This window comes from Sphingomonas flavalba (genome assembly GCF_004796535.1).
GTDB lineage: Bacteria > Pseudomonadota > Alphaproteobacteria > Sphingomonadales > Sphingomonadaceae > Sphingomonas_L > Sphingomonas_L flavalba.
Window position 1 is genome coordinate 47,089 of record NZ_SPHY01000009.1, and the last position, 13,591, is coordinate 60,679.

The 13,591-nt window shown below is 69.3% G+C and carries 11 protein-coding genes; 5 read left to right on the plus strand and 6 right to left on the minus strand.

Translation table 11 applies throughout. The features are described from left to right. Positions 1-12 precede the first annotated feature (12 nt). Together prfB and E4A53_RS09880 are read left to right on the plus strand one after the other, a co-directional pair. Positions 13-1,140, plus strand: coding sequence for a peptide chain release factor 2 (gene prfB / locus E4A53_RS09875; protein ID WP_136162942.1), 1,128 nt, complete (start codon positions 13-15; stop codon positions 1,138-1,140). A 245-nt stretch (positions 1,141-1,385) separates the two neighbouring features. Continuing rightward, positions 1,386-2,042 (plus strand): class I SAM-dependent methyltransferase, encoded by a 657-nt coding sequence (locus E4A53_RS09880; RefSeq protein ID WP_136162943.1) that lies wholly within the window; start codon positions 1,386-1,388, stop codon positions 2,040-2,042. Positions 2,043-2,112: 70 nt separating this feature from the next. On the opposite strand, the gene E4A53_RS14645 is transcribed toward E4A53_RS09880, so the two are convergent. The 5 genes from E4A53_RS14645 to E4A53_RS09905 form a co-directional block, all read right to left on the minus strand. Next, positions 2,113-2,487, minus strand: a complete 375-nt coding sequence (locus tag E4A53_RS14645; protein WP_168694352.1) for a JAB domain-containing protein — start codon at positions 2,485-2,487, stop codon at positions 2,113-2,115. A 358-nt stretch (positions 2,488-2,845) separates the two neighbouring features. Next, on the minus strand, positions 2,846-3,226 hold the full coding sequence (locus E4A53_RS09890) for a YdbL family probable chaperone protein (RefSeq protein ID WP_136162945.1): 381 nt from the start codon (positions 3,224-3,226) through the stop codon (positions 2,846-2,848). Then, complete coding sequence (locus E4A53_RS09895; RefSeq protein WP_136162946.1) at positions 3,226-3,435, minus strand: YnbE family lipoprotein; 210 nt, start codon at positions 3,433-3,435, stop codon at positions 3,226-3,228. The genes E4A53_RS09890 and E4A53_RS09895 overlap by 1 nt, the downstream gene beginning before the upstream one ends. Before the next feature lie 42 nt (positions 3,436-3,477). Further along, positions 3,478-6,618: an intermembrane phospholipid transport YdbH family protein gene (locus tag E4A53_RS09900; protein ID WP_136162947.1), complete on the minus strand. Its 3,141-nt coding sequence runs from the start codon at positions 6,616-6,618 to the stop codon at positions 3,478-3,480. Between the two features lie 79 nt (positions 6,619-6,697). Then, positions 6,698-7,576, minus strand: a complete 879-nt coding sequence (locus E4A53_RS09905) for a LysR family transcriptional regulator (protein WP_136162948.1) — start codon at positions 7,574-7,576, stop codon at positions 6,698-6,700. Between the two features lie 120 nt (positions 7,577-7,696). On the opposite strand from E4A53_RS09905, the gene E4A53_RS09910 reads away from it, so the two are divergent. The 3 genes from E4A53_RS09910 to E4A53_RS09920 are packed head-to-tail and all read left to right on the plus strand — an operon-like array spanning position 7,697 to position 12,272. Further along, positions 7,697-8,812, plus strand: coding sequence for an isovaleryl-CoA dehydrogenase (locus E4A53_RS09910; RefSeq protein ID WP_136163031.1), 1,116 nt, complete (start codon positions 7,697-7,699; stop codon positions 8,810-8,812). Next, the gene (locus E4A53_RS09915; protein ID WP_136162949.1) at positions 8,809-10,404 is read left to right on the plus strand and encodes a carboxyl transferase domain-containing protein; all 1,596 of its coding nucleotides are present in this window, start codon (positions 8,809-8,811) and stop codon (positions 10,402-10,404) included. Before E4A53_RS09910 ends, E4A53_RS09915 begins: the two co-directional genes overlap by 4 nt. A gap of 5 nt (positions 10,405-10,409) precedes the next feature. After that, positions 10,410-12,272, plus strand: coding sequence for an acetyl/propionyl/methylcrotonyl-CoA carboxylase subunit alpha (locus tag E4A53_RS09920; protein WP_136162950.1), 1,863 nt, complete (start codon positions 10,410-10,412; stop codon positions 12,270-12,272). A gap of 9 nt (positions 12,273-12,281) precedes the next feature. On the opposite strand, the gene E4A53_RS09925 is transcribed toward E4A53_RS09920, so the two are convergent. After that, positions 12,282-13,586 (minus strand): MFS family transporter, encoded by a 1,305-nt coding sequence (locus E4A53_RS09925; RefSeq protein WP_136162951.1) that lies wholly within the window; start codon positions 13,584-13,586, stop codon positions 12,282-12,284. Positions 13,587-13,591: the final 5 nt, after the last annotated feature.

Below are 13,591 nucleotides of genomic sequence, written 5' to 3' on the forward strand. Positions count from 1 at the left end.
GGAGACGTCCCGATGCGCGCCGAAGCGCAAGCCCATGTCGATCAGATCAAGGATGCGCTGGCCCTGCTCCGCCGCTTCCTGGACTGGGACCGCGCGCTCAAGCGCCTTGATGAACTGAACGCCCGGGTCGAGGATCAGGCGCTGTGGGACAATCCGCGCGCCGCGCAGGAGGTGATGCGCGAACGCCGCCGCCTCGACGAGGCGATCACCGCCACCCGCGCGATCGGCTCCGAGCTGGACGACACGGTCGAACTGATGGAGATGGCGGAGGCCGAAGGCGACGAGGCGCTGGTCGACGACGCGATCGCCAGCCTGGCCGACCTTGCCGCCCGCGCGGAAAAGGACAAGGTCGCCGCGCTACTCGCCGGCGAGGCCGATGCCAACGACACCTATATCGAGGTCAACGCCGGCGCCGGCGGCACCGAAAGCCAGGACTGGGCCGGCATGCTGCAACGCATGTATACCCGCTGGGGCGAACGCCACGGTATGAAGGTGGAACTGGTCGACCACCACGCCGGCGAGCAGGCCGGGATCAAGTCCGCGACGCTGATGCTGAAGGGCGAGAACGCCTACGGCTATGCCAAGACCGAAAGCGGCGTCCACCGCCTCGTCCGCATCTCGCCCTACGACAGCTCGGCGCGGCGCCACACCAGCTTCGCCTCGGTCTGGGTCTATCCGGTCGTCGACGAGAATATCGACATCGAGATCGTCGAGAGCGATCTGCGCATCGACACCTATCGCGCATCGGGCGCCGGCGGCCAGCACATCAACACCACCGATTCGGCGGTCCGCATCACCCACGTCCCGACCGGCATCGTTGTCCAGTGCCAGAACCAGCGTTCGCAGCACAAGAACAAGGCGGAGGCGTACAACCAGCTCCGCGCCCGCCTCTACGAAGCGGAGCTGCAACGCCGCGAAGCAGAGGCCAACGCCACCAACGCGACCAAGACCGACATTGGCTGGGGTCACCAGATCCGCAGCTACGTCCTCCAGCCCTATCAGCTGGTCAAGGACCTGCGCACCGGCGTCACCTCCACCGCGCCCGGCGACGTGCTCGACGGCGACCTCGACCGCTTCATGGCCGCCGCCCTGTCGCAGCGCGTGACCGGCGAAACGGTCGAGGTCGAGGACGTGGACTGACACCCGCCATGCTGCGCGCCCTCTCCCCTCCCACCGGCCCCGCCACCCGGCCCGGTCCCTCGACTGCGCTCGGGACGGACGGTCTAGGGCTACGCTATCGTCCCCACGCCCTTCCCACCACCGCTTCCCCAACCCGTCCATCCCGAGCGCAGTCGAGGGACGCACAAGCCACCCCCGGCCGCGCGCGAAAGGCCGCCCGCCAATCCGCGGCCACCCTCGCCCTGCTCCTGCTCGCCGCCTGCAAGATGGCCCCGCCCAGCGGCGAGGTCACCCATGGCGACGCCTTCCCAGCCGCCGACCGCCCGGTCGCGCCGATCGTCTCCAGCCGCTGGTCGACCGAGGAAGCGCGCGACCGGCTGAGCGAGGCGGCGGCGGTGATGGACCGCGCCGGGATAGAGCCGGGCATGACCGTCGCCGACATCGGCGCCGGCGAAGGCTATTACACCATCCGCCTTGCCGCCCGCGTCGGGCCGAAGGGCCGGGTGCTGGCACAGGACATCGTCCCCAAGGTCCACGACATGCTGGCGGAGCGGGTCAATCGCGAACGGCTCGACAATGTCAGCGTCAAGCTGGGCGAGCCGGCCAACCCGAAGCTGCCGGCCAACAGCTTCGACCGCATCCTGATGGTCCACATGTACCACGAGATCGGGTCGCCCTACGAATTCCTGTGGAATCTCCGTCCGGCGCTGCGTCCCGGTGGCCGGGTGATCGTTGTCGACGCCAACCGCCCGACCGACCGTCACGGCACCCCGCCCGCCCTGCTCGCCTGCGAATTCGCCGCCGTCGGCTACCGCCGCGTCGACGATCGGGCGATGCCCAAGGCCGGCGGCTATCTCGCCGCATTCGAAGCGGTCGGCCCCCGCCCCGCGCCGCAAGCCATCCGTCCCTGCCGTCTCGACTGACCGCCGGGCTGGCGCGCGACGGATATCGGGTAGATCCGCGTTCCGCCTCGGGTCGCCTCCGCCTTGGGCGCTACAGCAGGCCGCAGGCGCGGAAGCTTGACCAGCGAGTCCCGGCGATAACCAGATGGTCGACAAGCCGCACGCCGACCTGGCGGGCAATGGCCGCCAGACAGGCGGTGGTATCGAGGTCGACGGTGCTCGGGGTCGCATCGCCGCCGGGGTGATTATGGGCCAGCATGATGGCCGCGCAATCCAGCGCCAGCGCGTCGGCGATGATCCGCCGCACCGGCAGGGTTATCGCCGCGTGATGCCCGGAGTAGCCCAGCCTCACGCCGGCCAGTTGCGTATCGGCCGCCAGATAGGCGACGGCGAGCATCTCCCGCCGCGCCCGCCCAATGCCCGCGAACAACGCATAAAGGTCATCCGGTCGCTCGATCGCGCGCATGCCGGTGCTTTGCATCGCCGCCATGCCGTCATCATCATCGCCGCCGACCCGCTCTCGAAGCGGGGGCCGCTCCGTTACAGAGCGATCGGGGCAGAACATCTCCCGTTTCGGACAGATCTCCGCATGCGCGCCACATGGCCCGCGCCTTTCTCCAAGGCGGCCCGGCCCCTGCGCCCTCGGGCAGGAACGAAAGCCATCCGTCCCCCGAAAAGCAACTGCATTGGGCGTCAATCGGCAGCTTCAAACCAGCGCGTTCCGTTAATGGCGACGGAACGCCCTGCCGACACTCCGCAAGCCCCTCTCATTCACGGGAGGGGTTGGGATGGGGCCATTCTTTAACGCCTGCCCGCCCCTATCCTCACACGCAGCGCGGGTCGCGCTCCGGCTGAGCGGCAGTCCGCGTTTTCCATTCGCCGTTCGGCGACAGGTATTTCTCGCCCGGTACGGTCTGCAAGATCAGGTTGCAACCGCTGGTGAACGCCATCTGTTCGACGGTGGCGCCGGCGGCGGCGCTCGCCGTGTATTTCGCCTTGCGCTGGATGTTGATGTTGTTGACCAGCGCGCGCAGCGTCGGCGTCGCGGCGCCGACGATGCCGAGATAGCCGTCCGGCTGCTCGCCGACCTGCCCGGCGGTGCGTGCCGCCTGATAGGCCGGGTCGCGCTGGGCCAGCGCCATGCCGGATGTCAGGGCCATCGCGGCCCCGGCGGCGATCAGTGTCAGTGTTCCGAATGTCTTCATCAGAAAATCCCCGGATTGGCCTGGATCAACGATTTCGCCTCCCCATCCAGCCGATAGACGACCTGCTGGGTGACGTTGATGTTGAGGTTGATCTCGATCGGCTTGTCCGGCGCGCTGACGTTGACGCATCCCCCGGTCAGGGCGGCGGCGGCCGCCAGCACGGCACCCGGCAAGAGCCTTTCGATCCACCAGACTGTCCGTCTCCTCATCGTCGTTGTCGATCCTGCGAATGGCATTGGCACGGTCCTGATTTAGCGGGGCTGAACGGGTTCGGGTGGGCGATTGCGCTTTTCCTGCTCCTCCAGCAGCGCCGGCAGATTGCGTTCGATCAGCCGGGCCGGATCGTAGAGGGACTGCGCCGAATCGATCAACTGTCGAAATGGCGCGGCAATCCGCACATTGAATACCAGCGGCAGCGTCTGCAGCCGGTCGAGCAGGAAATTCCGCTTCGTTCCCTCGCCCTGGCGGATGCCTGCGAAGCGGACCTCGGTGATCACCTCCCCGGCCAGCGCGCCGTTCATCACGATCGCCAGGTCGCGGTAGCGCAGCGACTTCAGCGACTGGAAGGCCAGGTTGCCCCAGAAACCCAGATCCTCCTGGCTGACCTCGCCGACATAGGCAAGCGTACCGCCGCCTTCCGACCGCACGTTCAGCCGGCCGTTCTCGATCCGCCCGCCATCGGCGTTGAACACGATCGGCAGGGTGCCGTCGAACGTGCCGGTCGCGTTCAGGTTCTTGAAGTCGAACTGCTGGAGGAACTGGCCGGCATCCATCCCGGTGATGCGGAAGGTCATTCGCCGGTCCTGCGGCGTGCTGAAATCGAGCAGCGTCGGTTCAAGCACCAGCTCGCCACCGGCGAAAGGCCAGCGGCCTTCCTCCACCCGCACCCGCGCACCGGGTAGCGTCTGGTAACGGATGGTACCGTCGTTGACGGCAATGCCGGGGTTGATCGTGCGGACCGCCGCCACCTGCCCCGGCGCGCTCTCCAGGCTCAGCAGGTCGGTGAAACGGATGGTGCCGGCGATGCCGCTGACCGGGCCGAGCGCCGCCGCCAGGTCGGTGCCGTCGGTGCGGAAGGCGCCCGTGCTGGTCACCCCGTCCGGCGTCCAGGCGATATGCCCGTCGCCACTGACGATGCCGACGACATCGGCGATGACGCCGAAGGTCAGTGGCGTCAGCTCGTCGGGCTGGAACGCCTTGTCGAAGGTGATGCCGGGCACCGCCAGGTCGGCATGCCCCGCCCCGCTGCCGAGATCATGGACGATCGACACGTCGGAAACGAAAATCCCTTTGTCGGGGTGAACCAGCCGCCCGCTCACGGCAATCCGCCCGCCGGCCAGCGTCAGCGCGACATCCCGCCCGGCCAGCGGCACGAAGCGCGGCGCCTCCGCCGCATCGGCGACCGTCAGCGCGCCGCCGACCACCAGCCGCCCGTCGCGCAGCGCCCATGTCCCGTCCGCCGCCGACATCACCAGCGGCACGTTGGCGATCGCGCCGGCGCCGCCGGTGAAGCCGCCGGCCGGCACGCCGTCGAACCGCCCGTCAACGGTGGCGAAGCGCAGGTGCGTCGTCTCCGCCCCCGCGCCGATCCGCACCGCCGGCGCCGCCAGCCGGAACCGCCGCTCGCCCAGCCGCAGCTCTGCCCGCTCGGCGGCCAGCGTCACCGGCGCTTCGCCCATGCGCCCGGCCAGATGCACCGCGTTCAGCGCCATGCCGCCGCCCAGCCGGTCACCGTCGAGCACGATCAGCCCGCCGTCGACCGGGCAGAGCGGCAGCCGGGCATCGCTCAGCACCAACCCGGCCGCCGCCAGCCGCCCAAGGCTCAGCGCCGCGCAGCTCCGGTTGACGGCAAAGCGCGTCCGCCCGTCCCATTCGGCCGCGATCGGCAGGGTCAGCCCCTCGACCCGTCCGTCGCCCAGCGGCCCCGACAACGTCGCCGTCGTCGTCACCCGCATCCCGCGCCCCGCCGCCGCCAGCCGCACCGGCGTCAACGCCAGCCGCGCGCCACCCGCCGCATAAGGCTGCATGACGATCGAACCGGTCACCGGCGCGTCGGCCCGCGCCCGCACCAGCTCCGCCCGCGCATCGGGCAGCCCGCCGCCGCCGCTGGTCACCGTCGCCGCGATCCGCGTTTCGCCCCCCGGCCAGGCATAGCGGACCCCGCCGCCGCCCAGCGTCAGCCGCGCGCCGGTCGCCGCGACCAATGCCAACCGCCGGACGGTCACCACCCCGCGCGCGCCGGAGGACTCGACCGTCACCGCCCCGTCCATCGCGAAATCCCGCGCCGCACCGGCCAACGCCCCGGCCAGCCGGTCGGCGAGCGGCCCGACCGGCGTTCCCGGCCCCGTCGCGCCGAACGCCACGATCGCGCGGTGCCGTACCGTATCCAGCGCGCCGTGCTCCGCGCCGACCCGTCCATCGAACCGCACGCCGCGTGGCGACAGGCTGTAGCGGCCGTCGACCCGAAGCGCCTTGCCGGAAAGCACTGCCGTCCCGAACGCCCCGGCGGCCAGCCGCACCGCACCGGCGGTGCCATCCGCGCCACCGGCGAAGCTGACCTGCCCGGCAATCGGCGCCAGCCGCCCGGCCGTGTGGCTGGCGCCCGCCGCCTTCACCAGCGCGGCCCCACGCCACCGCGTCAGGTCCGCGGCCAGCGTCGCGGCCAGATCCAGCGTCGGCGCGCGCAGCACCGCGTCACCGCAGGCCAGCGCCGCCGCATTCACCGGCCCCCGCAGCACCGGCCGCGCGCGATCGATGCGCAGCGCCAGCGCGGCGGTCAGCCCGGTCGCCGCGCAATCCCCGCTCGCCAGCCGCGGCGCCCGCGCCTCCAGCCGCCCGGCAAAGTCGCCATCCAGCCGCCCCTGCCCGCTCAGCCGCAGCACCGCCGGCCCATAAGGCGTGGCCAGCATCGCCCGCCCGTCCGCCACGGCAAGGTGTATCGCCGGCAGGGCAAAGGGCTTGCCGGACGGCGCCGGCAGCAGCTTGTCGATCGCCCCCATCGACAGCGTGCCATCCGCCGCCAGCTTCGCGTTCAGCCGCACCCGTCCGGCGCGGATCGCCGCGACATAGGGGCCGGACCAGCCGATCGCGGTGCGAATCTCCACCCAGTCGGCAATAAGGTCGGGCCGCGCAGGGTCGCCGATCACGACATCGGTCAGCCGCTGGCGCGACGGACCAAGCGCGGCGATCCGGTAGCGCGCCGCTACCCCGCGCTCGGCGAGCATCCGGTCGACATAACCAGAGGCGATCGGTCGGCGCTGCATCCACAGCAGGGCCAGCGCCGCCAGCACGATCAGCGCCAGCACCGCGATCCGCCGCGTCCATCGCCCGCCCGGCAGCTTGCGCCCCGGCGCGGCCGGCCCGGCTTCCGGGTCCTCCGTCTGGTCCGCCATCACGCGCCGCACGCCTCACACATCCGTACCAGCATAGAGCCGCCACCGCGCCGCGCAATCATGCCCGCTCCGGCGCCCCCTATCCCGCCAGCGTCGGCACCACCGCGCGTAGCGTATTCAGCGCCGGCGCGGCGGCGCGGGCGGCGGCATCGACATGACCGGCGTGGAGAATGCCGATCGCCCGCACCAGGTCGAAGCCGGCCAGCCGCGGCCGCACCACGCCCGGCGCGGTGAACCCTTCCGGCATCACCGTCACGCCCAGCCCGGCCTGGACCAGCGCCAGCGCCCGGTCGTCATTGGTCGTCCGCGCGGCAAAGAACGGGCGGACGCCGTGGCTGGTGAAATGGCGGCTGGTCTCGGGCAGCGCCTCGCACTGGCGGCGGACGATCATCACATTGTCGGCCAGCGCCGCGGCCGCCACCTCCGCCTCCCCGGCCAGCGGGTGGCTGGCCGGCATCGCCAGGGCATAGCCTTCGGTCAGCAGCACTTCCCCGGCAAAGCGGCTGTCGTCGGCGCGCACGATGGTCAGCGCCGCGTCCAGCCGCCCGCGCCGCAGCCGTTCCTGCAACTCGCGCTCGCGCCCCTCCACCCATTCCACCCGCTGCACATCGTCATGTGCGGCGCACTGGCGGACGATCGCCGCGATCCACGCCGACGGCATCGTCGTCAGCACGCCCAGGCGAAAGGTCGACCGCGCCGGCACCGCGCCAACCGCGCGCTCGGCGAGGCTGAACTCCCCCTCGATCCGCCGCGCATGCACCGCAAAGCGCGCGCCCGCCTCGGTCAGCTCGACGCGGCGGTTGCTGCGCTGGAACAGGCTGCGGTCGAGCAGCCGCTCCAGCTTGGCGATGCCGACCGACAGCGTTGGCTGCGACACATTGCACTGCGCCGCTGCCTTCGAGAAATTGCCATGGTCGATCACCGCCAGGAAATAGCGCAGCAGATAGCGGTCGATCATAGATACGGTCTATGCTGTCGCCGCAACGCTTTCAATTTTTATTCAAAGACCGGCGGCGCTATGAGTCGGTGATCGCAAGCGAGAGGGACGCCCGTGGATTTCGATTTCGCGCTCGGCGAGATGGCCGACACCATTCGCGACAGCACCGCCCGGTTCGCCGCCGACCGCATCGCCCCGCTGGCGGCGCGGATCGACGCGGAGGACTGGTTCCCGCGTGAGATCTGGCCCGAAATGGGCGCGCTCGGCCTGCACGGCATCACCGTGGAAGAGGAATATGGCGGCCTCGGTCTCGGCTATCTCGAACATGTCGTCGCGCAGGAAGAGGTCGCCCGCGCCTCCGCCTCGGTCGGGCTCAGCTATGGCGCCCATTCCAATCTGTGCGTCAACCAGCTCCGCCGCTGGGGCAATGCCGAACAGAAGCGCAAATATCTGCCGAAACTGATCTCGGGCGAGCATGTCGGTTCGCTGGCGATGTCGGAAGCCGGCGCCGGGTCGGATGTCGTGTCGATGAAATTGCGGGCGGAGCGGCGGGGCGACCGTTTCATCCTCAATGGCACAAAATTCTGGATCACCAATGCCACTTACGCCGATACCCTCGTCGTCTATGCCAAGACCGGCGAAGGCTCGCGCGGCATCACCACCTTCATCGTCGAAAAGGGCATGCCCGGCTTCTCGATCGGCCAGAAGATCGACAAGATGGGGATGCGCGGCTCGCCGACCGCCGAACTGGTGTTCGACGATTGCGAAGTGCCGGAAGACAATGTGATGGGCCCGGAAAACGGCGGCGTCGGCGTGCTGATGTCGGGCCTCGACTATGAACGCACCGTGCTCGCCGGCATCCAGCTCGGCATCATGCAGGCCTGCCTCGACACCGTCCTGCCCTATGTCCGCGAACGCAAGCAGTTCGGCCAGCCGATCGGCGCATTCCAGCTTATCCAGGCCAAGGTCGCCGACATGTATGTCGCGCTCAATTCCGCCCGCGCCTATGTCTACGCCGTCGCTCGCGCCTGCGATGCCGGGCGGACGACGCGCTTCGATGCCGCCGGCGCCATTTTGCTCGCCAGCGAAAATGCGATGCGGGTGGCGGTGGAGGCGGTGCAGGCACTGGGCGGTGCCGGCTATACGAAGGACTGGCCGGTCGAACGCTATATGCGCGATGCCAAGCTGCTCGACATCGGCGCCGGCACCAACGAAATCCGGCGGATGCTGATCGGCCGTGAGCTGATCGGCGCATGACCGTCCTGACCACGCTGGCCGATCCGGCAAGCCCGGCCTTCGCCGCCAATGCCGCCCACAACCGCGCGCTGGCGGACGAGCTCCGCGCCCGCGTCGCCGCCGCCACGCTCGGCGGCTCGGAAAAACACCGCGCCCGCCATGTCGAACGCGGCAAGCTGCTGCCGCGCGACCGCGTCCACCGGCTGCTCGATCCCGGCGCGCCGTTCCTCGAAATCGGCCAGCTTGCCGCCAACGGCCTTTACGGCGGCGCCGCGCCGGGTGCCGGGCTGATCGCCGGGGTCGGCCGCGTTTCCGGCCGCCCCGCGATGATCGTCGCCAACGACCCGACGGTAAAGGGCGGCGCCTATTTCCCGATGACGGTGAAGAAACATCTGCGCGCGCAGGAAATTGCCCGCGAAAACCGTCTGCCCTGCGTCTATCTGGTCGACAGCGGCGGCGCCAACCTGCCCCATCAGGCAGAGGTGTTTCCCGATCGCGAGCATTTCGGCCGCATCTTCTACAATCAGGCGCAGATGTCGGCGGACGGTATCGCCCAGATCGCTTGCGTGATGGGAAGCTGCACTGCCGGCGGTGCCTATGTCCCGGCGATGGCGGATGAAAGCGTCATCGTCCGCAATCAGGGGACGATCTTCCTGGCCGGCCCGCCGCTGGTCAAGGCGGCGACCGGCGAGGTGATCTCGGCGGAGGAACTGGGCGGCGCCGAAACCCATGGCCGTAAATCCGGCGTCGTCGATCACGTCGCCGAAAATGACGAACATGCCCTGCTCATCGTCCGCGACATCGTCGCGACGCTCGGCTCCGGCGGCGGCGCGACGCTCGACCTTACACCGCCCCACCCGCCAAAGCTCGACCCGCAGGACCTTTACGGCATCGTGCCTCAGGACGTGCGCGCGCCCTATGACGTCCGCGAAGTGATCGGGCGGATCGTCGACGGCTCGGAACTGCACGAATTCAAGGCGCTCTACGGCACGACGCTGGTCTGCGGCTTTGCGCGGATCTGGGGGATGCCGGTCGCCATCCTCGCCAATAACGGCGTGCTGTTTTCAGAAAGCGCGCTGAAAGGCGCCCATTTCATCGAACTCGCCTGCCAGCGGCGGGTGCCGCTGCTGTTCCTCCAGAATATCTCCGGCTTCATGGTCGGCGGCAAGTATGAAGCAGAAGGCATTGCAAAACATGGCGCAAAGCTGGTGACGGCGGTCGCCACCGCCAGCGTGCCGAAGGTGACGGTGCTGATCGGCGGCAGCTTCGGCGCCGGCAATTACGGCATGTGCGGCCGGGCCTACCAGCCGCGCTTCCTGTTCACCTGGCCGAACGCGCGGATCAGCGTGATGGGCGGCGAACAGGCCGCGTCGGTGCTGGCCACCGTCCACCGCGATGCCGATACATGGACGCCGGAACAGGCGGAGGCGTTCAAGGCGCCGATCCGCCAGACATATGAGGACGAAGGCAATCCCTATTACGCCACCGCGCGGATGTGGGACGACGGCATCATCGATCCGGTCCAGACCCGCGACGTCCTCGGCCTCGCCTTCGCCGCCGCGCTGAACGCCCCGATCCCGGAGCGCGCCCGCTTCGGCCTGTTCAGGATGTAACCGCGATGATCGAATCCCTGCTGATCGCCAATCGCGGCGAAATCGCCCGGCGGATCATCCGCACCGCGCGGCGGCTCGGCATCCGCACCGTCGCCGTCCATTCCGACGTCGACGCGGCGATGCCGTTCGTGCGCGAAGCCGATGCCGCCGTCTGCATCGGCCCGGCGGCTGCGCGCGAATCCTATCTGGTGCCGGAAAAGATTCTGGCCGCCGCCCGCGAAACCGGCGCGCAGGCCATCCACCCCGGCTATGGATTCCTGTCCGAAAATGCCGATTTCGCGGAAGCGGTGCAGGCCGCCGGGCTGGTCTGGGTCGGCGCGCCGCCGGCGGCGATCCGCGCGATGGGGCTGAAGGACGCGGCAAAGGCGCTGATGATAAAGGCCGGGGTGCCGGTCACCCCCGGCTATCTCGGCGAGAATCAGGACGCCGCCTTCCTTCAGGCCCAGGCCGACGCGATCGGCTATCCGGTGCTGATCAAGGCGGTCGCCGGCGGCGGCGGCAAGGGCATGCGCCGCGTCGATGCCGCCGGTGCCTTCGCCGACGCGCTCGACTCCTGCCGGCGCGAGGCGGCGGCCGCGTTCGGCGACGATCGGGTGCTGATCGAGAAATACATCCTCGGCCCCCGCCATATCGAGGTGCAGGTGTTCGGCGACAGCCATGGCAATGTCGTGCATCTGTTCGAACGCGACTGCTCGCTGCAACGCCGCCATCAAAAGGTGATCGAGGAAGCCCCCGCCCCCGGCATGGACGCGGACACCCGCGCCGCCCTCTGCGCCGCGGCGGTCAAGGCGGCTCAGGCCGTGGATTATATCGGTGCCGGAACGATCGAATTCATCGCCGACGCCTCCGAAGGCCTCCGCCCCGACCGCATCTGGTTCATGGAAATGAACACCCGCCTACAGGTGGAACACCCGATAACCGAGGCGGTAACCGGGCAGGATCTGGTCGAATGGCAGCTCCGCGTCGCCAGCGGCGAACCCCTGCCCCGCCGGCAGGAAGAACTGGCGATCGGCGGCTGGGCGATGGAGGCCCGGCTCTATGCCGAAAACCCTGCGACCGGCTTCCTGCCGTCGACCGGCCCGCTCGATCGCCTCCGCTTCCCCGCCGGCGCCCGCATCGACAGCGGCGTCGAGGAAGGCGGGGAGGTCACGCCCCATTACGACCCGATGATCGCCAAGCTGATCGTCCACGCCGCCACCCGCCCGGCCGCCGCCACCGCGCTGGCCAGTGCCTGCGCTGCGGTTCAGGTCTGGCCGGTCAAGACCAATGCCGGCTTCCTCGCCCGCGCTGCCGCCCACCCTGATTTCGTCGCCGGCCGCATCGACACCGGATTCATCGAACGCCACGCCGCCGCGCTGATCCCCGACGGCGCACCACCCGCCGCTGCGTGGCAGACCGCCGCCCACGCACTGCTCCCCACGGATGCCACCGCGCCATGGACGGCACTGACCGGCTTCCGCGCCAATGCCGCGCCGGAATGCCGCGTCGCGGTCGCCATCGCCGGAGAAACGCAGCTCGTCACCGTCGACGGCCCCGCCCCCGGCACCGTCGTCGAAGTCGCCGGCGAAACCGTTTTATTCCTGAACGGAGAGGCATGGCGCTGCGGCCCGGCTGTCGCCGCCGGCGCCGGCGGCGACGGTCCGTCGGACGGCATGATCCTGGCGCCGATGCCCGGCCGCGTCGTCGCGGTCGACATCGCGCAGGGCGATACGGTCAGCCGTGGCCAGCGGCTGGTGGTGCTGGAAGCGATGAAGATGGAGCAGGCGCTGCTCGCCCCGTTCGACGGCGTCGTCGCCACGCTGAAAGCGGTTACCGGCGCTCAGGTCTCCGAAGGCAGCCTGCTCGTCCAGGTCGACAAGCCGGCCTGATCGCGCTGTTCAAACCAGAGCATCGGCCAGCGGGTCGTGCCGCCGGGTGTCGCGCATCAGCAACGCGGTCACCAGCGACAGCAGGCAAACGCAGGTGACATACCAATAGAAGCCGCTCTCATGCCCGCCCTGCTTGAAACGCAAGGCGATGAACTCCGCCGTCCCGCCAAACAGCGCGTTGCCGATGCCATAGGCCAGGCTGACGCCCAGCGCGCGGACATGGACCGGGAACAGCTCCGCTTTGAACAGACCGCTGATCGCGGTGTAGAAGCTGTTGATCGCCAGCCCGCACAGCACCAGTGCAAAGGCGGCGAACGGGCTGCGGACGGTGGCGAGCAGCGACAGTAGCGGCAGGGTAAACAGCGTCGCCAGCACCCCGAACAGCAGCATGTTGCTGCGCCGCCCGATATGGTCCGACAGCAGGCCGAACAACGGCTGCATCAGCGCGAACGGGATCAGCACCGCCGTCATCACCCAATTGGCGGTCGGCGCGGCCATATGGGCGGTGTTGACCAGATATTTCTGCATGTAGGTCGAAAACACGTAAAAGATCAGCGAACCGCCGGCGGTCAGCCCCAACACGGTCAGGAACGCCCGCCAGTGCGGCAGCAACGCGCGGATGCTGCCGGCATCGGCGCGGCGCCCCTCCTCGCGTGTCGTCTCGTGCAGGACATGGCGGAACAGCAGGATCGTCATCGCCGCCACCGCGCCGACCAGGAAGACGATGCGCCAGCCATAGCTGCGCATCGCCTCGTCGCTGATCGTCGATTGCAGGACGAGGATGACGAGCAGCGCGAGCAACTGCCCGCCGATCAGCGTCACATACTGGAAGGATGCGTAGAAACCGCGCCGGCCGCTGAACGCGATCTCGCTCAGATAGGTCGCGGCCGTGCCGTACTGGCCGCCGGTCGAAAAGCCCTGGATCATCCGGCCGATCAGCAGCAGCAACGGCGCGAGCGCGCCGATCTGCGCATAGGTCGGCAGCAGCGCGATCAGCAGCGCGCCCAACCCCATCATCACGATAGAGACGACCATCGCGGCGCGCCGGCCGTGCCGATCGGCATACCAACCGAAATACCAGCCGCCGAGCGGCCGCATCAGGAAGCCGACCGCGAAGATCCCGGCGCTGGCCAGCAGTTGCGCGGTGCGGTCGCCGCTCGGAAAGAAGGCGGATGAGAAATAGAGCGCGGTGAACGCGTAGGCGAAATAATCGTACCACTCGATCAGATTGCCCATCGAGCCGGCGATGATCGCCCGCATGCGCTGGCTCGCGGCCAGGCCGGGGGCAGCGGCGGATATGCCGGTCGTCGTCATCCCCT

Coding starts and splice junctions, on each gene's coding strand:
- E4A53_RS09900 (WP_136162947.1), bottom strand. CDS start 6,618: ATGGCGGACCAGACGGAGGACCCGGAAGCCGGGCCGGCCGCGCCGGGG.
- E4A53_RS09880 (WP_136162943.1), top strand. CDS start 1,386: ATGGCCCCGCCCAGCGGCGAGGTCACCCATGGCGACGCCTTCCCAGCC.
- E4A53_RS14645 (WP_168694352.1), bottom strand. CDS start 2,487: ATGCGCGCGATCGAGCGACCGGATGACCTTTATGCGTTGTTCGCGGGC.
- E4A53_RS09890 (WP_136162945.1), bottom strand. CDS start 3,226: ATGAAGACATTCGGAACACTGACACTGATCGCCGCCGGGGCCGCGATG.
- E4A53_RS09910 (WP_136163031.1), top strand. CDS start 7,697: ATGGCCGACACCATTCGCGACAGCACCGCCCGGTTCGCCGCCGACCGC.
- prfB (WP_136162942.1), top strand. CDS start 13: ATGCGCGCCGAAGCGCAAGCCCATGTCGATCAGATCAAGGATGCGCTG.
- E4A53_RS09915 (WP_136162949.1), top strand. CDS start 8,809: ATGACCGTCCTGACCACGCTGGCCGATCCGGCAAGCCCGGCCTTCGCC.
- E4A53_RS09905 (WP_136162948.1), bottom strand. CDS start 7,576: ATGATCGACCGCTATCTGCTGCGCTATTTCCTGGCGGTGATCGACCAT.
- E4A53_RS09920 (WP_136162950.1), top strand. CDS start 10,410: ATGATCGAATCCCTGCTGATCGCCAATCGCGGCGAAATCGCCCGGCGG.
- E4A53_RS09925 (WP_136162951.1), bottom strand. CDS start 13,586: ATGACGACGACCGGCATATCCGCCGCTGCCCCCGGCCTGGCCGCGAGC.
- E4A53_RS09895 (WP_136162946.1), bottom strand. CDS start 3,435: ATGAGGAGACGGACAGTCTGGTGGATCGAAAGGCTCTTGCCGGGTGCC.